This is a genomic window from Rhizobium sp. CB3171, assembly GCF_029714265.1.
GTDB lineage: Bacteria > Pseudomonadota > Alphaproteobacteria > Rhizobiales > Rhizobiaceae > Rhizobium.
Genome location: NZ_CP121655.1, coordinates 94,220 through 114,140, shown reverse-complemented (window position 1 = coordinate 114,140; position 19,921 = coordinate 94,220). Strand labels below are relative to the sequence as shown.

Annotated in this window: 17 protein-coding genes and 4 pseudogenes; 13 read left to right on the top strand and 8 right to left on the bottom strand. The window is 58.6% G+C overall.

The window, feature by feature from the left end:
• The 5 genes from QA648_RS35000 to QA648_RS34980 are packed head-to-tail and all read left to right on the top strand — an operon-like array spanning position 1 to position 6,260.
• Positions 1 to 732: a virB8 family protein gene (locus QA648_RS35000; protein ID WP_283054773.1), complete on the top strand. Its 732-nt coding sequence runs from the start codon at positions 1 to 3 to the stop codon at positions 730 to 732.
• Positions 729 to 1,565 carry a P-type conjugative transfer protein VirB9 gene (gene virB9, locus QA648_RS34995; protein ID WP_283054772.1) on the top strand — a complete coding sequence of 279 codons (837 nt, stop codon included), beginning with the start codon at positions 729 to 731 and terminating at the stop codon, positions 1,563 to 1,565. Before QA648_RS35000 ends, virB9 begins: the two co-directional genes overlap by 4 nt.
• Complete coding sequence (gene virB10, locus QA648_RS34990; RefSeq protein WP_283054771.1) at positions 1,549 to 2,916, top strand: type IV secretion system protein VirB10; 1,368 nt, start codon at positions 1,549 to 1,551, stop codon at positions 2,914 to 2,916. Before virB9 ends, virB10 begins: the two co-directional genes overlap by 17 nt.
• A complete protein-coding gene (virB11, locus tag QA648_RS34985) occupies positions 2,882 to 3,928 on the top strand; it encodes a P-type DNA transfer ATPase VirB11 (protein WP_283054770.1) in 1,047 nt (348 codons plus the stop codon). The genes virB10 and virB11 overlap by 35 nt, the downstream gene beginning before the upstream one ends.
• A complete protein-coding gene (locus tag QA648_RS34980; RefSeq protein WP_283054769.1) occupies positions 3,906 to 6,260 on the top strand; it encodes a type IV secretory system conjugative DNA transfer family protein in 2,355 nt (784 codons plus the stop codon). The genes virB11 and QA648_RS34980 overlap by 23 nt, the downstream gene beginning before the upstream one ends.
• A 57-nt stretch (positions 6,261 to 6,317) precedes the next feature.
• On the opposite strand, the gene QA648_RS34975 is transcribed toward QA648_RS34980, so the two are convergent.
• Entirely contained in the window at positions 6,318 to 6,611 is a 294-nt protein-coding gene (locus QA648_RS34975) for a type II toxin-antitoxin system RelE/ParE family toxin (RefSeq protein ID WP_104825436.1), read from the bottom strand.
• Complete coding sequence (locus QA648_RS34970) at positions 6,608 to 6,916, bottom strand: type II toxin-antitoxin system RelB/DinJ family antitoxin (protein WP_283054768.1); 309 nt, start codon at positions 6,914 to 6,916, stop codon at positions 6,608 to 6,610. Before QA648_RS34970 ends, QA648_RS34975 begins: the two co-directional genes overlap by 4 nt.
• A 227-nt stretch (positions 6,917 to 7,143) precedes the next feature.
• Between QA648_RS34970 and QA648_RS34965 the strand changes: the two genes are divergently transcribed.
• The gene (locus QA648_RS34965) at positions 7,144 to 7,374 is read left to right on the top strand and encodes a hypothetical protein (RefSeq protein ID WP_283054767.1); all 231 of its coding nucleotides are present in this window, start codon (positions 7,144 to 7,146) and stop codon (positions 7,372 to 7,374) included.
• 130 nt (positions 7,375 to 7,504) lie between these two features.
• Here the strand turns inward: QA648_RS34965 and QA648_RS34960 are convergent, their stop codons facing one another.
• From QA648_RS34960 to QA648_RS34945, 4 genes are all read right to left on the bottom strand, one after another.
• Positions 7,505 to 8,491 (bottom strand): Fic family protein, encoded by a 987-nt coding sequence (locus tag QA648_RS34960; RefSeq protein ID WP_283054927.1) that lies wholly within the window; start codon positions 8,489 to 8,491, stop codon positions 7,505 to 7,507.
• The gene (locus QA648_RS34955; protein WP_283054926.1) at positions 8,472 to 8,708 is read right to left on the bottom strand and encodes a hypothetical protein; all 237 of its coding nucleotides are present in this window, start codon (positions 8,706 to 8,708) and stop codon (positions 8,472 to 8,474) included. The genes QA648_RS34960 and QA648_RS34955 overlap by 20 nt, the downstream gene beginning before the upstream one ends.
• 124 nt (positions 8,709 to 8,832) lie before the next feature.
• Entirely contained in the window at positions 8,833 to 10,851 is a 2,019-nt protein-coding gene (locus QA648_RS34950; RefSeq protein ID WP_283054925.1) for a hypothetical protein, read from the bottom strand.
• Positions 10,852 to 11,099: 248 nt separating this feature from the next.
• Positions 11,100 to 11,297, bottom strand: a complete 198-nt coding sequence (locus tag QA648_RS34945) for a hypothetical protein (RefSeq protein WP_283054924.1) — start codon at positions 11,295 to 11,297, stop codon at positions 11,100 to 11,102.
• A gap of 540 nt (positions 11,298 to 11,837) precedes the next feature.
• Between QA648_RS34945 and QA648_RS37120 the strand changes: the two are divergent.
• A pseudogene (locus tag QA648_RS37120) lies at positions 11,838 to 11,963 on the top strand (hypothetical protein); the annotation flags it as partial.
• A gap of 34 nt (positions 11,964 to 11,997) precedes the next feature.
• Here QA648_RS37120 and QA648_RS34935 read toward each other — a convergent pair.
• Positions 11,998 to 12,558 (bottom strand): DNA/RNA non-specific endonuclease, encoded by a 561-nt coding sequence (locus tag QA648_RS34935; protein WP_283054923.1) that lies wholly within the window; start codon positions 12,556 to 12,558, stop codon positions 11,998 to 12,000.
• A 480-nt stretch (positions 12,559 to 13,038) separates the two neighbouring features.
• Between QA648_RS34935 and QA648_RS34930 the strand changes: the two are divergent.
• Positions 13,039 to 13,572: pseudogene (locus QA648_RS34930) on the top strand (recombinase family protein); the annotation flags it as partial.
• Between the two features lie 96 nt (positions 13,573 to 13,668).
• Here QA648_RS34930 and QA648_RS34925 read toward each other — a convergent pair.
• Positions 13,669 to 14,265: pseudogene (locus tag QA648_RS34925) on the bottom strand (transposase); the annotation flags it as partial.
• 121 nt (positions 14,266 to 14,386) lie between these two features.
• Here QA648_RS34925 and QA648_RS34920 point away from each other — a divergent pair.
• From QA648_RS34920 to QA648_RS34900, 5 genes and pseudogenes are all read left to right on the top strand, one after another.
• Positions 14,387 to 14,482: pseudogene (locus QA648_RS34920) on the top strand (IS6 family transposase); the annotation flags it as partial.
• A gap of 719 nt (positions 14,483 to 15,201) precedes the next feature.
• Complete coding sequence (locus QA648_RS34915; protein ID WP_283054921.1) at positions 15,202 to 17,151, top strand: multicopper oxidase domain-containing protein; 1,950 nt, start codon at positions 15,202 to 15,204, stop codon at positions 17,149 to 17,151.
• A gap of 26 nt (positions 17,152 to 17,177) precedes the next feature.
• On the top strand, positions 17,178 to 17,570 hold the full coding sequence (locus QA648_RS34910) for a hypothetical protein (RefSeq protein WP_283054920.1): 393 nt from the start codon (positions 17,178 to 17,180) through the stop codon (positions 17,568 to 17,570).
• 63 nt (positions 17,571 to 17,633) lie between these two features.
• Positions 17,634 to 19,244 (top strand): tyrosinase family protein, encoded by a 1,611-nt coding sequence (locus QA648_RS34905; protein WP_283054919.1) that lies wholly within the window; start codon positions 17,634 to 17,636, stop codon positions 19,242 to 19,244.
• A gap of 81 nt (positions 19,245 to 19,325) precedes the next feature.
• Positions 19,326 to 19,658 (top strand): hypothetical protein, encoded by a 333-nt coding sequence (locus QA648_RS34900; protein WP_283054918.1) that lies wholly within the window; start codon positions 19,326 to 19,328, stop codon positions 19,656 to 19,658.
• Positions 19,659 to 19,921: the final 263 nt, after the last annotated feature.

The window sequence follows — 19,921 nt, the reverse complement described above, 5'->3', positions numbered from 1 at the left end:
ATGAGCGATGTGACGGAAAAGGTCGGGGCACCGGCGAAGGAAAAAGAGTCCCCGTTGCCGTACTACCGAGATGCGGCAATCTGGGAAAAAGATATGGCGCGCCGTAATCGCTGGTCGCGATCTCTGGCGTGGTGTGTGGCGACAGTCGCCTCGATCATTGCGGTTGCAGCAGTCGGAGCGCTTATCCTGGCGCTGCCGCTTAAGACCTACGAGCCCTATATGGTGGTTGTCGACAAATCGACCGGATTTGTCGAGGTAAAGCGACCACTTGCCGACGGTCCTTTGCAACAGGACGAGTCGATGGGGATGTTCGATATCGTCCGCTACGTGAAAGCACGTGAGACCTATGATCCCAAGGCGCTGAAGGACAATTTCGACCTTGCCCAACTGTTGAGCACCGGCGACGCATCGCGGGAGCTCGTCGAACTGTTCAGCCCGGCCAACAAGGTAACCAATCCGGTCGTCCTCTACGGTCGCAACACCGTCGTTGATGTGACGGTGAAGTCGGTGACATTTCCCAATCAGAGAACCGCTTTGGTTCGGTTCATGACGGAAGAAAAGAGCCAGGCGAACACGATACAGCGGCATTGGGTGTCGTTGATCCGGTTTCGCTACACCGGCGTTCCAGCCAAGAACGAGATCCGCTTTCAAAATCCGCTCGGTTTCCAGGTGCTCGAATATCGGCGTGATCAGGAGACAGCGCCGGCACCCACCTCGGAGAGCCCGAAATGAGGGTCGCCGGCATGCTGACAGCAATCGGGCTTGCCGTCTTCGCGGTTCAGCCGGCGCTTGCGGAACAAGCACCACGGGCCGGATCTCGTGATAGTCGCATTCGCTTTGTCACGTATCAGAAGGACGACGTGGTGGCGGTGCCCGCGAGCTACGGCGCCTCGACCATGATCGAATTCGGCGACGACGAAAAGATCGAAACGCTCGGCGCCGGCGACGTTCCGGCTTGGAGCATCGAGCCCAATAAGAAGGGCAACGTCCTCTTTGTGAAGCCGATCGAGAAGAACGCCGGCGGGAATCTCAACGTGCTCACGAACAAGCGCAGCTATGTGTTCTTCCTGCAGGGCGAGTTTCGTCCCGTTGCGCAGCAGGTCTATGCGATCAAGTTTCGGTATCCGGAGGAGGTCTCGGACGCCGCTTTGATGGATGAGGCCAAGGCCCGGGCGGCGCAGCCGAACCGGCAGGGCTTCAAAGCGGAAAACGCCAATTCCTCCTATGGCTACAAGGGGTCGTCGGCAAACAAGCCGCTCGTGATCTATGACGACGGCGTAAAGACCTGGTTCCGCTTCGACCCCGCGCGCGAAGTGCCGGCGATCTACGTCGTCGACAGCGAGCGGAATGAGACCTTGGTCAATTACCGGCGCGAGGGAGCCTACATCGTCGTCGACAAGGTCAATTATCAATGGACCCTGCGCAACGGCAACGAGGCAACCTGTCTATTCAATCTGCGACTGAACAATGTGAACGAGCCGACAGGGCTTGAACCCTATGAGCCGCAACGTGTCGACTGCGGGACGGTTCGCAAAGTGAGGGGACCCAATGCCATCTCCCAATGAGTACAAAGCGCTTGCTGAAGAAGGAACCGTGGTCGCCGCGCCAAAGTTCGGGGCAAGCGCATTCTTCAAGGTCTTGGTGCCGCTCGGTGCGGTCGCTTTCGCCGGTTGGATGCTCTATGCCGCGACGCGAGCGCCAGACAGGCCGCTGTTGACGGCGTCGGACGGTGAGGACTTCCATACGACACAGTTTCCGGCGCCGTCGCTCGATAGCCCCCGCCCCCAAGTTGATAACGGCACCATCAAGATTCCAGCTCCTCCCGAGGAGACGCCGGCGGTGGCTGCCCAGCCACCAACGACAATCCAGGCGCCGCCTCTGCCGCCGCCATTGCAGCCGCCAACCACAACGCCTGAGGTCCAGGACGACTCGGAGGCACGACACCTTGCCGAAGAAGAGCGGCGGCGACAGGAGGAAGAGGAGCGGCGGAAATGGGAGCGCCTGCGCGCCAAGCAGGTCGTCGTCGATAGCGGTGACACGCCTGGCAGTGCCTCGACACTTGGCGGCAATCAGACCGACGCAGCATCGGCCGGAAACGCCAGCGAGAACGAGAGTGAGGGCGAGGAGGACCCCAATCGGCGTTTTTTGGCCAAGGCGAGCCAGAGCGGAGCGGATACATCGAAAGCCACGATGAACCCGCGGACGGACGCGCTGGTCGCCCAAGGGACGATGATAAAGGGCGTGCTCGAGACGGCGATTCAAAGCGATCTTGCAGGGCAGGTTCGAGCGGTCGTATCGGAGGATGTGTGGTCGTTCGACGGTCGCAGGGTTTTGATCCCGGGTGGTTCCCGCCTGATCGGTGAATACCGCAGCGGCCTGGCGACCGGTCAAACACGGGTGTTCATTGTATGGACCCGCCTGCTTCGATCGGACGGCGTATCCGTCCAGCTCGGCTCGACCGGCACGGACGATCTCGGTCGAAGCGGCATGCCGGGTGAGGTCGACAACCATTATGTCCAGCGCTTCGGCTCCGCCATTCTTCTCAGTGTCGTAGGTGGCGCGACGCAATTCATCGCCAATCTTGGCAGCGACCAAAATGCCTCGAACACCAATCAGACTTACACCGATCCGACCACTGGTCAAACGGTGACAATCCAGACGCAGCCGAACCAATACATGCAGAACGCGCGCCAGATCGGCGCGCAACAGATTTCGCAAAGCCTCAACAATATTGCGCAAGAGGCGCTTCGCAACTCGATCAATATCCCGCCCACGATCCATGTCGATCAGGGGTCGCGGATTATGGTGTTCGTTCGGCGCGACCTCGATTTTTCGGAGTTTTATCCGGACCCGCTGCGCGAGGCCTTGAGGGAGATAAAACTTGAGCGGGCAGCAAAGAACCGTATTTCTAAATAGAGCGCTCGAGCCTCTGCGCCGCTGGCTCGATAACGATAGCGTGGTCGAAATCTGCGTGAACGACCCAGGACGTGTCTGGATCGAAATTGTCGGCTCGACACATATGGAATCCTTCGATGTGCCGGAGCTGGATCGTCCCGCGATCACCTATCTCATGGAACGGGTGGCGGCATCGTCGTCACAGTCCGTCAGCGAGGAACATCCATTGCTTTCGGCCGCGCTGCCGGGCGGAGAACGCTTCCAAGGCGTCCTTCCGCCAGCGACGCCGACGGGAGGCGCCTTCGCAATCCGCAAGCAGGTGGTGAAGGATATGCGCCTTGAGGATTATCGCGACAGAGGATCGTTCGACACGATTTCCGTGCAAGACCCGGGCGAATTGAGCGATACCGACAACGCCCTTTGTGAATTTCTCGATGCCGGCAAGATCGAGGAATTCATCCGCTTGGCGGTGCGAGAGCGATATTCGATCTTGCTCTCCGGCGGCACGTCGTCGGGCAAGACGACGTTTCTAAACGCAATATTGCACGAAGTGCCTTCGGACGAACGTATACTCACCATCGAGGATACGCGAGAGGTCAAGCCACACCAGCCCAACTATCTGCCGCTGGTCGCATCGAAGGGCGACCAGGGCCTGGCGCGTGTGACCGTCGAAACGCTTCTGCAAGCCGCCATGCGTTTGCGGCCCGATCGAATTTTCCTCGGCGAGATCCGCGGACCTGAAGCCTATTCGTTCTTGAGTGCGGTCAACACCGGGCACCCGGGATCGATCTCGACAATACACGCGGATAGTCCGACCGGTGCGTTCGAGCGGCTCGCCCTCCTCGTCATGCAAGCCGGGCTCGGTCTCAGCAAGGCAGAGATCATTGATTACGTGCGGTCTGTGCTGCCGATTGTCATTCAACAAACCCGCCGGGGCGGCTGGCGCGGGACTTCGGCGATCTGGTTCAACCGCATGACGGAATGGAGAGCCGCCGGAAAGGTTCGCCAGAATGTCTCGCACATTCGTTCATAGACTTATCGTCGGCATCTTCGGCCTCATCGCGTTTTTCGCGCTGTGGAGCCTGGCTTACGAGTTGGTGACTGCGGCGCGGTGGAATCCGGCCCTTCCCTCGGAAGGCACCTCGAGATGGGCGCTCCTGAAATATCAGAACACGCAACGCAGCCTCAGCGGTCTCTTGCTTGCCTGGCAGCATTTCAGCGAGCGCTTGGCCTATCCCCCTACCCGGAGCGAGACGATGGTCCGTGGCGCGATCGCCGCCGCGGCCGTCGTTGCGATCGGCGTCGCTATGTTCTTTGTAAGCATGATCAACCGCAAGCCGACGCACCTGGGAGATGCGCGTTTCGGCACGATCATCGATGCCGAAAAGAAAAATCTCCTCGCAAAGCAAGGCTTGATCCTCGGCAAGATGGGTGGAGCGACAATCCGCTCGGATGAGCCCTCGCATGTCCTGGTGGTCGGGCCGACACGATCGGGCAAGGGGGTGAGCTTTGTCATACCGAACGGATATATGTGGCGAGGCTCCTCAGTCTGGTTTGATCCGAAGCGGGAGAACTTCGAGGCATTCGGCGCGCACCGGCAGGCGCTCGGCGACACGGTCTTTTTCTTTTCCCCCGGCGAGCGGGATTCCCATCGTTACAATCCGCTGGATTTCATCCGGAGGGATGCGCGTATGCCGACCGATTGCGCCGTGGTCTCCTCGTTCATCATTCCGGAGGCGACGGGAAGCTCGGAGATCTGGGCGCGCGCCGGCCGGCAGCTCCTCACAGCCATGATCGGCTACGTCCTCACATCGCCCCGCTATGAGGGGCAACGCCATTTGCGGGCTGTCACGATGCTTCTTTCGACAGGCGTGGATTTCCTCCGGGTGCTGACGAATATCCGCAGTGACGAGGAAGGATATCTACCCCGTTGGGTCCTCCAGGGGCTCAATCAGTTCATTGCGCTGGAAAAGGAAACGCGAAACTCAGCATATTTTAATCTGACGGCCGCCCTCAATCCCTGGACAAACGATCTTGTCGCGGCCGCCACGTCAACGACAGATTTCGATATTTCGAAGTTGCGCAAAGATCCAACAGCCCTCTTCATAGGCTGCTCGGTGGCGCAGCTCGACGTGTTCCGGCCGATCATCAAAATCCTGGTTCAGCAGATCCATGATGTGCTGATGGCGGCTTTGCCGGGGCCAGACGAGCCCCATCAGGTCCTGGTCATGATCGACGAGTTTCGCCAGCTCGGCAAAATGGACTCTGTGGTCTCCAAACTGACGATCAACGCTGGCTATGGTTTTCGCATGGTCCTGATCCTACAGGACCTTGCCCAGCTTGACGAGGTGTACGGGAAGGCTACTCGGCAAACGACGGTCTCGGCATGCCAGGTGAAGCTCTTCATTCGGATGAACGATATGGAGACCTCGGAATACGTTTCCGAAATGCTGGGATCGACCACGATCGAGGTTCGCACGCCGATCATTCGGGCGGGACAGGGATTGTTTGGGGGCCGCGATAAGAGCGTGAGTTATCAGGAACGGCGGCTACAGACACCAGCCGAGCTCCGGCAGATGCCGGCGAGGCAGGCAATCATTCTCGTACCGAACGCCCCCGGCTTTATGCTGCGCAAGGTCACTTACTATCAGGATGCTCCGTATAAGGCGACCTATCAGGAATTCCGCAGTCGGCGCCTGAAGGTCCCGCCGCTCTCTACGTGGCAGGATCTCCCCTTGCGATCGATGGCGGAGGTCGAGGCAGCGGTTGCCAGCAACCCGGCGGTGCCTTTTGAACTTGAGGATCCCGAGACGATCGAGGCACCTTCCACGGGTGGCGCAGCTTATGCCGATGCTATCCCGCCTGCGAACTGGCCGGCGCCGCCGAACGGTGCGGCGGCCGAAGGGCTCGAACCTGCCGAATTGATCCCGAAGGCGACTTGGGACAGCTCGGACACTGCGTGCACGCTGCCAAGTTTAGGCCCTGGGCCGATCGTCCAGTCGGAAGCGAGTGCTCCAGAAAGTGAGCTCGCCAGTGATATTCCAGAATTAAAGCCGAAGGGGATTGATCAAGATGACGACGGACCTCCTCGGCCTCTCCCCAGTCCTGGCCGACGAGCGGCGCCGGCAAGCTCATCAGCGTCAGGCACGAACCTTGGGAAGGTCAGCCTCCTGCAGTTTCAGGTCCGGCCCGAAAACAAAGCGACCTCTATTGCGGCGCTGCTCACCTCGCTCGATCTGGAAATTGATGACAGCGCTCGATCCCTGTTGCCGGAAGGTGGAGCATCTGTGGCCGCGATCGCAGAACTACAGAAGCAGATCAGCCGTCATGGTGATCGCCGCGATGCCGGCGCAGGGACCGTGTGAGCGTACCTGGAGCAAAATCGGCCTCGACAGCGGTACGCCGGTGGTCCTGGACATATGTCAGTCTTCGGGCAAAGCTTCGGGCCATTGCTGCGCGCCGTGCAGGACACGGAGAATGCGGACTGCAGTTTCCGTCACGACATAGGCAGCGATATAAGGCGTGCCGGTAATCACCAACTCGCGTGTCCCGGCAATCCTGCCGGGACGGCCGCTCTCCGGAAAATCCCGCAGACGACGGGCGGCGGCCGCAATCCGTTCGTCGACCGAGGCGGCGGCGGCCGGATTGTCGGCCTCAATATGGGTGAAGATGCCATCGCGATCGGCGAGCGCGAAGGCGGACCAGATGAGCTTCAAGGTTTCAGGTCGGCTGCCTTACGGCGTGCCGCCGCGCGCCGCTCCGCAAAGTGTGCCTCGACCTCATCATCGGGGATATCGGGCCGCGTATCGTTCAGCGCCTCCAGCACCTTGCCCCGGAACCAGGCATCATGCGTCTCGCTGCTCGTCACCAGTTCGAGCGGCAGTGCACCTTCATTGGCGGTCCGGGTGAGCAGGATCCGCACGGCATCGGAAACCGTCAGCCCCATGCTTTCGAGCACGGCGGATGCACGATCCCGAACCGAGGAATCAATGCGGGTTTGAACGAGAGCATTTGCAGCCATGGTCGCCTCCTGTATCGACCCCAATGTAATGCAATTGAATGACGATTACCAGACTTCAATATGCCGCAAGCCTTTCCTTTTTTCGCAGGGCAGGAGAAGATCAAGGAAGAGCTGGCGACGATCGGACTTCGAACAAAATCTCGATCGGGCTGAATAGGATACACCATCTCGACAAGATTCCCCTTATGCGTTAGTCCTAAAACTTCCGGAACGGAAGAGGAACAGCCATGCTCGTCATGCCAAAGAAGCTCGCACCCTATGCAGACCGTGATCTCGACTGCCAGGCAGCCCTCGAGACCACCTTCAATCAGGTCTTACACCTCGCCGAGCAATATGGCTGGACACGGACGGAAGCCGCCGCTGCCCTCCAGGAGCTCGCCTTCGCGCGCCTCGCCACAGATGAGGAAGATCGGCTCACCGCGCTCTCTGTCGAGGTGCAGAGCCGCGCCAAGCACTGAGAAGTAGCTCGCCCTCCTCCGGAAGGTCGATGGCGATCAACTCGGCGTCAAGATCCTAAATGACACCATCGAGCAACAACTGAGTGCCAAGCGGCAAATTGACGGGGAGCATTCAAATTCAATGCATCGGTCAGATTTTCTGCGGTCCGGATTTTTGTGAATCATCTGCACCGACAACGGGCGTGACGTTGATCCCACGGCTCAAGCGCTGCGCGTGAGACTGCTCTTCCGACTGGCGAGCTGCCGTTGTGATGGTGACCGTCACGCCGTTCTCAGGCGGTGGGTTTGGCAAATCGGACGAGCGACCGACAAGGATCTCAGTGCTGGTGCGTGCCATGAAATTTGGCCCCGCCCGGCCAACGAGGGTTAGGGTATAGTTGCGCTCCCCTTCCGTGGTGGCCATATAGTGATCGCGCCAATCGACCGCTCCTCGATGCTGATCAAGGAAACTCTGCGCCTCTCGCAAGGCAGAGACGCGTTGAGGATCTGTGATTTCGCGGATCATCCGCTGGAAGCCGCTCACGTCGCCATGCTCATGGGCGGCTACGCTCGTCCGGAACATTCGCTCTCGCGACACCACATCGAAGCGCAGGGTATGACCAGCCCGCTCGCCCAAGGCGACCACGAAGGCTCGTTGCGTGCGACCATTACCCTCTCGGAACGGATGGACGCTGTTGATTTCGGCGAGGAGCTCGCCTGCCTTCATGGCGAACGTCTCGCGGTCAAGGCCCCGCCAATGATCTTCGGCGGCAAGCTCTCCAAAGACGCGGTTCAGGCGGTCGGGGATGTGGGGTCCGATCGCAAAGTCCTCACCTTCGACCTTGCGCAGGGTTGGTTGATAGGCGAGCTCGCCATCGGCAAGCCGCACACGATCGTCACGGGTATGGCCGGCCCATTCATAGACGTCCTGGAAGATGTGGTGATGCAGCGCCTTGAGGTGCGCCAGGTCCAGATTGCCGTGAGGACCTACACCCATGGCGATTTCTGCGAGACGAATGGCGATATGCGGGGTTTCCAAACGTTCAAGCTCGACGCTTGTGGTGGCGCCGAGCTTGTTTTTCAGGGTTTGGCCATCTGGAAGCGTGTAGCCCGGCATGTCACCGGGTCTGGTTTGCAAGATACTGTTTGAGGCGAGGCATCATTTCCGAAACTTCGATCTCACCATTGATGAAAGCTTCGAAGATGTGATCAGTCTCTGGATGGCGCCGCTGGCCTTCAAGCAAATTCTCATGATCGACGCGGCGAATGATGTCGCGGCGCCGTTCGATTTCCTCAGCGGAAATCCGGACGGGAGTGGATCGAATACGGGTTTCTGCTGCAATTGCCATGGTCAAATCCTCTGCTTTCTCTGTAGCACATCCAGCGTATCAAAGCGAGTGCATGCCGAATGGAGCCCTCGCTCTACCGGGGCTCCGCTTCGGGAGAAACGAGCCTACGTGAAGCTGAATAACGAGGTGGCTATTGCTGCTGCGGCTTTTGTGACTCCGGTTCCTCGCCATCGACGGGCGAGGTGTTGATGCTTCTCGATTGCAGGCGCTGCAGCTCCTCGAGACGTTCGCCCTTGACCATGTTGGGATCAAGCCGTTCGCTCGGATTCTGCGCCAATGCGCGAGCGGCCTCGCCGGCAGCCTGCGCCTCACGCGCTTCCTTGGCCGCATTACTTTCGGCATTGCGAACCATTTCACGGTCTTGCGCAACCTGTTCAAGCGAAGTCGGATCGGCCGATCCAGCTCGCTCGTCACGAATTTCCTGCTCGATGGCGCGATTGCGGATGTCGCGCGCCCGATCCGCCTCAAGCCGCTCGGCCGCCTCGATCTCCTGAGCGCGGTGAATCAATGCTTCGGCGCGCGGGCCGGCAATCTGCTGGGCCTGGTCCTCGCTGATATGCGTGAGACCACGTTCCTGCATGGATTTGAGATCCGTTCGGATCGCCAGCAGTTCCATGGTGGGACCTGCCCGGCGCAAGAACTCGGCCCTCGTCTGGCCGTTCATCATTGCGGCCGTCTTGGCAACGGTGTCGTTGATCTCTTTCAGGTTTTCCCGCATCTGATCCGCGGTGGCATCTGAACTCATTCGAATACCCTTTCCGTCTCGAATAGCCGCCACGATAGTACCTGACCGAACGGCTTGCGTCATCCGATCATTGAATTGACTCGCCATCGCGTTGTTTGGCTGAGCTGCAGCGACGGACCGCCAGTCCTGAAGGCCCGCTTGCGTCGCTTGTAGCTGACGCGCCGAAACCGGAATTTTTATCGGGTTGGCCTTGGCATCATTGATGCGCTGGCGGGCCTTCTGAATGACATGCGGGTTTGCCCGTGCATAGGTGCGATCTCGCGCCTCCCTGCCCTGCCGCGGCGTGTCGGCCGCCGAGACGATCGCCTTGTCACGCGGACCGTAGCTTTGGGATGAGGCGCGATAGGCTGCGGAGGTCGCAACGATTTTCATGCCTTGGGCTTCTGCATGCTGAGCATAGAGGGCGCGCCATTCTCGAAGCTGCGCCGGGCCGGCTCTTAGTCGCTGGCCATCCTCACCTTTCACGGCCACGATGGCGTGGACATGGATATGGCCGCCCTCCTCCGCCATGTCAGCATGCATGCCAAAGGCAAATTTGTGATCTGGGAACTGCTCGTGCAGGAACCCACGTGCAGCTCGAACCAGGGCCTCCCCGTCTTCCCCGGTCTTCGCCGACAGGATCATGTGCATCGTGTCGCGCGGCCTGTAGGAATTGAGGCTCTTGTCCCAGGACTGTGCCGTCTGCCTAACCGCCGCCTCCGACGCGATTGCGGCGCCATCGGTGCCAACCGCGGCCCCATCGTGGATAAGGCGCGAGAGCTGGAACACGACACCGGCCTTGCCGTGGCTGGGTTCCCCTAGCGGTCTCACCGAAACCGCTTCTTCTTGGATTCCAAGCGCCTCAGAGATCCGGGCGGCGATCATCGCCTGCGTGGGTGCGGAAAACTGCCGATCTCGTTGACGGCGATCCGTGAGGTGAAACCGGTGATTCACCTTCTCATTCCCGTTTTCACCGCGCACGAAACTATGTCCTGCCATCGTCGCAACGACACGCGCGACACTCGATCCGTCATCGACTGTATCTATGCGATAGGCAAACCCATGTCCGGAGAAACCGGCCTGCACCGCTTGTGCAAGGCGCTCAGCATTCCCCTCGTCCGCTAACGAAAGCCGGAATGTGGCGACATCCTCGCTTTCCCGGCGTTTGTCGAAGCCCTTCGCCCATTCCTTCATTTCGTCGGCAACAGCCTTTTGTGTTGCCAGCACGCGGGCATCGTGGGTTTCGAGCGTGACGCCCTCCTTCTGGATATACTGTCCGATAGCAGTCGCCCTCGTGACACCATGCCCGTAGGAAATCACCTTCAGAACGGCGGGTTGATATCCGGCCGCCAGCTTGCCGGCCGTCGTCGACGGGGAAGCAGCGCCGGCAACCTGCGGACGTTTCGTCGGTAGCGCGAGACCCACTCGCCCAGCTTTCCCACGTGGCGGATCAAGCTCTCGACCCGACGCACTTGGTATGGCTGGTTCTGGTCGCCGGGTTCCTCCGAACCCGCCCTCTCCTCTCCGGCCGCGAACCGCCTTGAACAGCCAATCATCGTCATTTGCAGCAAAGGATAATGCGGCCTGGTGCCGTCGCTTGCGGTTTTCTGCCTCGTAAGCAGCGCTCGCACGGATCCGATCGGCTATTGCCTGTATTGCCAATTGGTCGAGGCTCATTCTTCCTCACCGTCCAGCAGATGCGCGGCCCTGCGAAGTTTCAGGCCATGGGCGATCGTCATCGCCGTCAATTCAGTGTCGACCGCTCTCACCCGTTCATCCAAGGCTTCCCAGATCGGCAGTGCGGCTTCCATCGGCACGGCACGGCCGGAGTGGATGGCATGGAGTAGCTGACTGAGGTTTCGCCCAACCATCCGGACTTGCGAGGCCAACGCCGCGACAGTTCGTGAATTGTCGGCGGTGAGAGCTGGCCCAACATCCAGTGTGGCTCTGATTATGCGCCGCAACGTTTCCGCGCGATCAAGCTCGAACACTTTGGAAGCCTCATCCAGGAGAGCGCTCGCCTCAGCCCCTACATCGATCCTAGCCCGCTTTCTTGTGTCCTTCTGTTCAGGGGCTCCGGCCAAAACTTCCTCGCGGTGATGCATGGGTCTCCCGTCGAAGACGGTCCAGGTCGAAGCGACGCGACGCGACGAACTGCTCAGCGATTTGGACCCAAATTGCGTATCTTGTCAACTTAATCAACCCATGAATCATTAATTCATCTCCATTCAACCCATTGATCTTACATGATTTCATGTGACAATGACCACATGAGTTCATTGCTTCATTGTGTCATTGTTTAATTTCGTCATTTATTCATCTGGTCATTGATACATTGAATCATTACCCCATCTCATCATCGAACCATGCATGTTGTGATCCGCAAGAATCGCGAAGGGAAAAGATGAGGGATGGCCGTGGTTGAAAGCGACGAACGCCCATTCGTAATCACTATCGGCTCGCCGAAGGGTGGTTGCGGCAAGACAATGACGACTATCCTGCTAGCGGGAGAGTTCGCGGCAGGCGATTACAAGGTCCTTGTGATCGACACCGATCCGCAGAGGTCGGCTGCTACCTGGTACGACACCAGCAAGAAAGCCGGCTATTCAGACGATGCGCCTGCGGGGTGCAGTTCGTCATATAGAAAGTGTCGTCATTGGCAATCCGTACGGTTCGATCATCTCCCCAAACGGGATCGAGGCGCCTAGTCAGATGACCATAGTCGAAATCTGTCCCGTCATAGATGATCCCACCGACCTGGGCATCGGGGGACAGTCGGCCATCGAACCACCAAACATCAGCAGCCTCGAGCTCCCCTGCTCGGGTCCTGACCGCTTCCGGCCGATCGGGGTTTCGATCGGTACGCGCGAGCCTCTGAATGACCGATCCATCGATATTGACGGCGGAAAACCAGGCCAATTGTCGAGATGCCGACATCACCACGCTATAGTGCATATATTTCAGCTCGGTCGTATTGTCCGATAGCTTCACGACGTCCCCTGCCAGCGCTTCGGGGATTTTTGGCAATGGAACTTCCGACCCTTGACCAAGAAACCCAGGAATGTAGCCGGGGCGCGGCGGATTAGCGAACCAGGTCGCGGGCCTGACCCGAATGACGGTCTTGCTCTCCAAGGTTTCTTCGGGCTGTGCCTGCGATGCTCGGGCGACGACCAACGGAGCTTGCGGACGCCCGGAACCCTTCGCCGCGAACTTGCGGCGTGGCCAGCTGCAACGTCCGAGCAATCTCGCAGCGGTATATGGATCATTTCCGACTTCGTGACATTAGGATCTTCGCTAACCCACGCTCAGTTTTTGATGGCCGCCGATGAGGCGGATCTCAGAGAACGTCAAGAATCGCGGGAATTGCCGACGTCTCCTCCGGTGTGCGAAGTTCTCGATCCTGCGAATGCCACAGCCGCAGATGCCGCTGGAATGCCCCTTCATCTATGCCGGGGTCCTATCAGCTGTTCTCCATTCCGTGGCGAGACAAGGCAAAAACCTGGGAAATGCACCACGCTGCCGTCTTTGCCCTGGTTCGATGGAGCAACATCTACGACAGTTCGTCTTGGATATTCCGCGGTGACTTGATCGCGGGCCCGCTTCAAGGTGCTTTTGGTCCGGGGATTATACGCCCGCGTCAGCACTACGGATCAGGTCCTCGACATTCAAAACGAGCGCCTGAAAGCGGCCGGTTGCGAAATCATCCGGTCGGAAACCGGATCGGGCGCTTCACGGAAAGGTCGTTCTGAACTTGAAACCATCATGCAGTTTCTACATGCAGGCGACGAGCTGGTGGTGTTGCGGCTCGATCGGCTCGGCCGATCTACCCGCGATGTTCTCAATCTCGTTCACGAGCTTGACGAAAAGGGCGCGTCACTCCGCATTCTTGAGCCCGAAGTCACGACAGCCGGAACTATGGGGCGGATGGTCGTCACCATCCTTGGCATGGTTGCCGACATGGAACTCAAGTTCATCAAAGACAGGCAACGAGCGGGTATCGACGCGGCAAAAGCTGAAGGCATCTACAAGGGCCGGAAAAAGAATGTCGATGACACGGAGATCCGTAGGCGGATCACTGCTGGTGCAACCAAAGCCGCCGTTGCCCGTGACCTGAACATATCCAGGATGACCATCTACCGTGCCTTGAAAGATCAAGGCACGCCGTCAGATTCTATTTGATCCCGCGTTCGCCATCCGTTCTTTGAGTTGGCCAAAATTGCACTTTCGGGCGACTGGGCCGTGGTGCAGTTGTGAGAACTCTTCCCGCAGCTTTCTCCGCGCTTCCAGCAAAGGAGCGATGACCTCTTGCAGATCCGGGACGGCCTCAATGAGATTGTGGATGCGTTCCTCGAATTTTCCCACTCCGACAATCCCGACCTTCAGGCCGAAGTTGCGCAGCAATCCGCGAATATCGTTCTCGAAAGCCAGCGCTTTTTCCTGTAGCAGCTTGCGCGCCGTCAACAGGGCACGGCGTTTCTGGTTGGCCAGCGTCTTGACATGCACGGGACAAAACAGATTGACCCGCATCATCTGCGCGATGCCACGCGCATCGTTGCGGTCCGTCTTGTTCACCTGCGCCTTCAGGAATGCTTTCGTATGCCTGGTTTCGATGCAGATCGCCGGAAGGCCTGCTTCTGCTAGGCCGCTATAGAGCCATTGCGACATCGGGCCCGCTTCCAGACCGATCCGCACAAGGTCCCAGTCAGGGTTCTTCAGCACCCGGATCAGGTCGTCCGGGTGGCTGACGATTTTCATTTCCCGGCAGATCCGGCCGGTCTCGTCGACGACACATATCGATGTCTCTTGCACCGAAACGTCAAGGCCTGCAAAATACTTCATGCTGCGCTTCCTTTCATTGATGCTTGTGGCTGTTCTCACATGACCACGTTTATCATCAACTCGAAGCGCAGCACCTCTTCAGACCCGCGATGTTGAGGCAGGGACTCAAGCCGAATACCCCATCTTTCATATCCCTCGCCACGACATTCCCTCCAGCCATCATCGCGAACTACGAGATGCAGCGATGAACTTATGGTTGGAAATCGCTCGCGTCTGAGTGAAAACCCAGGCCATCGTGATAATCCGTCGCCAATCGCGATTAAGTTTACGATGCCCGCGGCGGTGACCGCGACATGAGCGTCAAGGCGTTGCTCAAGTGCAGCTCGACAAACAAACAATGTGAGACGCGTATTGCCGCACGTAACGATGCTCCCCACAAAAATGTCAGGCCTACGACACCTGCTGTCAGGTTTGTCAGGTGTGCGCCATGGTGCTGTTCCGCCCGGCTTCCTATCGCGCTCTCATGGAAGTCCTTGAAGCATAAGCACAAGATTCCTTCTGAGGCTCGATCCGGCCAGAGTGGCACGAGTCTTGAAACTTTCTCGTCGCGGGGCGGCAGCTGTCGACCGGCGCGAAACAAATAAGTCTAGTCTCAATACACAGTCACTAGTTTTGCATGGATGCACAAGGACACTGATCGCGCTATATGGTTTGCAGGACTGAAGAGGAATGTAGTTGTAATCATCGGATGGCACGCAGGTTTCTGATGGTGCCCGTGTCTAGAGCGACAAGCTGTACGCGGGGTCCAGTTTTCAAGCTTAAGGTCTTTGCTTGAAATCGCCCACAGTAAAATGCTGTTCGTCTAGCTCACTTCTCCCGAGAAAGCGCGCGAGTCAAAGCCGAATTGCAGGTGAACGCATGGTGACGCAGTAGAACTTTGTGGATGCGGTTCGACCCGGGGAGAACAAACTTCGGGCAGAGGTTTGGGAGGGTTGTTTGTCTGTGTCTGACAAAATTGCGATCTTCGGTGTGGCGAGCGTTTTTTCGGTCACCCATGCGCTATTCGCAGTCGCTCAAGAGGTCAGGGCCGTGACTAACCCCCCGGCCTATATGCTGCAACCTATCACAAAATCCCAGGGGATGCTGAAAACCTTCGAACAGAGCCGGGCGACATTTCCGGGCGAGGTTCTGCTCGATATGAACGCTACCTATCTCGACCGGCAGATCTACAATCCGGCCACGGCGCGCTACGACCACGTTAAACTGCGCGGCTATCAAGACGCCCGCCAGACCGGCTTATCCGGTGCCGACACGCCATTGGTTGGACCGACCATCGATGTACGGCCCGGTCAGACGGCGCGGGTAACGCTTCACAACCTGTTCCCTCAGGATTCGACCTGCGGCATCGGCGGTGGCAGTGCCAATACCCCCCATTGCTTCAACGGTACCAACCTGCATTCGCACGGTCTCTGGGTAAATCCGTCTGGCAATGGCGATAATGTGCTGATCTCAATCCGTCCCGGCGTTTCGTTCCAATATGAATACAACATCCCCGTTGACCATCCCGCCGGCACCTTCTGGTATCACCCACACCTACACGGATCGACCGCATTGCAGGTGTCGAGTGGCATGTCCGGGGCGTTGATCATCCGGGGCGATCGCATGCCGACACCGACCGAGACTGGCGATATTGACCGCCTATTGAAGCAGCCGGGCGGCTCCGATATCGCCGAACGGGTTTTGGTGCTACAGCAGATTCAATATGCTTGCACCGATAACAATGGCGACATCACTTATGATTGCCAGCCAGGACAGGTGGGCGGCATCGAAAGCTACGATCAGTTCGGACCTGGCAGTTGGCCGGCTTCGGGCCGCTTCACCAGCATCAACGGCCAGGTGCTTGGTCAGTTGGCATCAGCGGAGGCTGGCTCGGTCGAGCGGTGGCGGATGATACACGCCGGGGTTCGCGACACCATCAATTTCGAAATCCGGCGCAAGACCGGGACGACCGCGTTCCGCACGCTTGCGGCAGCGGACACCGACAGATGGATCGACCAGAATTGCGGCAAGGATACTATTCCGTATGGGGTGGTGGCCCAGGACGGGCTGACAATGGCGCAGGTGCAGATGCGGCAGCAAGCGGTCCTGCAACCGGGCTACCGCGTTGACGCGCTGGTGGTGTTGCCAGGAGCGGGTGACTACTGCATCATCGATGGCGCCGCACCGGCAGCGGCCAGCGTCAACCAGGAGGCTCCAAGCCGACGGCTTCTCGGCATAGTCACTGCAGTAGGCGGCCATGCCGTCAATGGCGAGATCGGCACCTATCTGCAGGATTGGCTGATTTCGGCGGCTGAGCGCACGATGTCACAGAATGTTGCCGGCAAGGTTATCGATGACCTCAGGAACGAGATGTCGCTCTCAAGCTTTATTCCCCATCCGGACATCGCAGCGGGCGAGGTCACCGGCGAGCAGCAACTGGTGTTTAACATCGATGTGAAACAGCCGAGTGCCACCTTCTTCGAGGTTGACGGCAAACCTTATGATCCCAACCGCATCGACCGGACGCTGCCGCTGAGCGGAGTCGACGAATGGACGCTCCGCTCGGATTTCGTCAGCCACCCATTCCATATCCATGTCAATCCGTTTCAGATCATCAAAATTGTCGATGCGGCCGGCAACGATGTCAGCGCGCTTGGCGCCGATGACGACGGCGATCCGCAATATCCAGGCTTGAAGAATGTCTGGAAGGACACGCTGTGGATCAAGAATCCCGGCACCGATCCGTCGGCGCGCTACACGATCACCGTGCGGACGCGCTACCAGCGCTATATCGGCGAGTTCGTTCTGCATTGCCACATCCTCGATCATGAGGACCAGGGCATGATGCAGAACATCAGGATCACCCTGCCGGACGGCCAGGGTGGCACCGTTTCCGGCCATCATTAGGGCGTCGATCGCCATTGAGAGGAACTATGAGCTTCACTGGCACTTGGAGTTATCGCAGCCTGATCAACAATCCCGATTTATCGGTTGATTTCAATGCGCTGGAATTTGGCCAGGGAACGCTGGTGCTGACCGAGTTGGCTCGGGGCAAGGTCGGCGGAACCATTGGTGGGCCGGGGTGGTCGCTGGAACTGACCGGTACGGTGCGTCCGGGAGACCCTGTCGAGCTGCAATTCACTGGAAAGGGCGATGTGGCCGGCGAGACCTGGATCTACAGCTATCGCGGCTACATCGTGCCAAACTGGCCGAATGGCGTCGATCAAAGGGACGCCATTGTCGGTAGCATCGTCCGCGACGTCCCGCATTCGCATGGGGTCGCCGCAGCCGGCTACGTCGCCTCCTGGTATGCTGTGCGGCAGTGATGCTCCAGCATTTGCCGCAGCTCGAAGACATTCGGATCAACATTCAATCGTGGGATCAACTCGATGACACGCACGCAATTTCTGACGATTTCGCGCCGCTCGTTCGTCAAGGGCGCTACCGCTGCCGCTGGAACAGCGCTTTTTACACCGAGCATTCTGCGGGCGGCGACCAAATATAGGCGCAAGAACATGACCAGCGCCGATGGGCAGAAGGACTTGCAAAGTTATATGGACGCCGTGGCGGCAATGCTGAAGCTTCCCCCCTCTGATCAGCGCAACTGGTACCGCAATGGCTTCATCCATCTGATGGACTGCCCCCATGGCGACTGGTGGTTTACCAGCTGGCACCGCGGCTATCTGGGTTATTTCGAAGAGACTTGCCGCGAATTGAGCGGCAATCCAGATTTCGCCTTACCGTATTGGGACTGGACGGCCAACCCCGAGGTTCTGCCTCCGCTGTTCGGCACCATACTCGATCCCGTCAACAGCTCCGCCTATATTCCCGACTGCAACAGCTTCCAAGATATCATGCAGGAGCCGATCAAGGCGTATTGGGACGATCTCAGCCCCGCCCAATTGGAGCAGCAGAACCTGCGCGGCTATCCGGATTTTGATGCGCTATGGAACGACGCGATGGCGAGCTTCGCCAATCAGCCGAATGCCCGCTTCCTGACGGCGCAGCACCCGAAGCTCAATCCCGCCACCCAGGTTGCGGTTAACATCGACACCATCAAGGCGTCGCTGGCGCCGACGATATTCGCCAATGACGTGGGCAGTCCGACTCTTGCCTTCAACAGCCCAGTATCCTCAAGCCATCAAGTGGCACCTGTCGGCTTCTCCATTCTCGAAGGCCAGCCGCATAACCGCGTGCATATGAGCGTCGGCGGCCAGAAAGCTCCATATGGGCTCATGTCACAAAACTTGTCGCCGCTCGACCCTATCTTTTTCCTGCATCATTGCAACATCGACCGTTTGTGGGATGTCTGGACCCGCAAGCAGCAGGCGATGGGCCTGCCTATCGGGCCAACGGCTGCACAGCAGGGGCAGTACGACCCTGAACCTTATCTCTTTTATGTTAACGCTGATGGCAGCCCCGTGGCCGACAAGATTCAGGCCGCCGATTACCTCGCAATCGGCGCCTTTGACTATGATTATGAAGCTGGCAGCGGCGAAGACGTCATTACGGTTGCAACCGCTCGCCGTTCAAATCCGATTCCGGTCTTGGAAGCAACCGTGGCTCCGTCTATCGCCATGGCCATAAACGAACCGGCGATCGCCAAGCTCACGGTTTCGCAGGACCTGGTTGATGTTGCCCACAAGCCGTCGGAACAGTCACGTCAATTTGTCAGAGTCAGCATCACGCCGCCGATGGAGGTTGGTGGACTGAATTACCTCGTCTTCATTTTCCCCGAAGGAACGACGCCAGATCTGGATCCGGATGGACCACAATTTGCCGGCAGTTTCGAATTCTTCGGCGTTCGCCACAAACATACCGGGACGGTCAGCTTCACCATACCCATCGACAAGGCGCTCGACACGCTGATCAAGAATGGTACGCTCAAAGCGGGTGAAGCGATCGACTTTGCCGTTGTGGTCGCGCAAGAGAGCAAGCGCGTCGAAGGCAGCATGCCGGCGGAAACGCAGCTGACCGACATTCAGGTGGGGTCGTTCTGAGCTCCGCGGCGCAGAATATCAGGTCAAATATTTAGCCGGACAACAACGGCAGCGGGGACCTGTTGCGGGAATAGGGCGGAGATGGCCGGTCAAGAACGAAGAATTGTCGTGAACCTGCAGCGGGCGCCGCGCCCGGATGAAATCGTGGGGCTGAATATCGTGACCGGCCCCTTGCCGCTCGGAGCGGAAATCCGCTTTCGAACACCCTCCGGCCGCTTTATCGGTTCCGCCTCTCCATTCGGCAGGACCGATCCTAATAAGCAACTGGTATTTCAGCTATCGCTTCCGGGACGGTATATAAATGGCACCCGGCTGGAACTTTTGGCAGACATGCTCGACGCCGGAAGTTCCTCGCCGCGGGCGCCGACCGAACAGGAACTAGTGTCGGTGACGGCGTGGATTATGCAACAATGAAAAATTGCCGTCGGCCTTGGTGCCGACATCACAATAGCTGCCGCCCAAGGGGGCGCAACCGAGAGCACGGAACGCCAGTCCAATTAGCACACGAGAGCGCGCGATCTCGCAGCGCACCTCAACCCATAGTGGACGTACTAGACAACCCCTGCCCCACCTGCATGGCTGCAATGTGTTGGTTTCCGCGCAGAACTGAGCCGGTGGGGATGCGGATAAAAAGTTGGACTAATTTATACAGTTAGGCCAAGGCTTTCTCGATACTC